Source organism: Vibrio sp. 1151_11, from assembly GCF_029478525.1.
GTDB lineage: Bacteria > Pseudomonadota > Gammaproteobacteria > Enterobacterales > Vibrionaceae > Vibrio > Vibrio anguillarum.
In genome coordinates this window covers 1-255 of record NZ_SHMN01000143.1, presented here as the reverse complement: position 1 = coordinate 255, position 255 = coordinate 1, and the positions used below count along the sequence as shown (strand labels likewise).

Below are 255 nucleotides of genomic sequence, written 5' to 3'. Positions count from 1 at the left end.
GCCCAGCCAGTACGGCTTTCTTATTAAAGCGTGCTAAGTAAATTGTGAGTAGAGGACCGCCAAATACAATGGCAAGCGCGTAGGCACTGATTAAGTAACCCGCTTGTCCTTCAGTGATGGAGAATGAGTTGGCGACTTGAGGAAGAATTCCTGCAATAACAAATTCCGCGGTACCGATAGCAAAAGCTGCAAGCGTTAAGATCCATACCTGCAGCGGCATTTTTTCTTTATTCATGGGGGAGTCTCTTTTTTTAT

At 45.1% G+C, this 255-nt stretch carries 1 protein-coding gene; it reads right to left on the bottom strand.

All coding sequences use genetic code 11. From position 1 onward, the window contains the following. A partial coding sequence (locus EXZ60_RS19255; RefSeq protein WP_346780471.1) for an MFS transporter occupies nucleotides 1–235 on the bottom strand: 235 nt, incomplete at its 3' end. Between the last annotated feature and the right edge of the window lie 20 nt (nucleotides 236–255).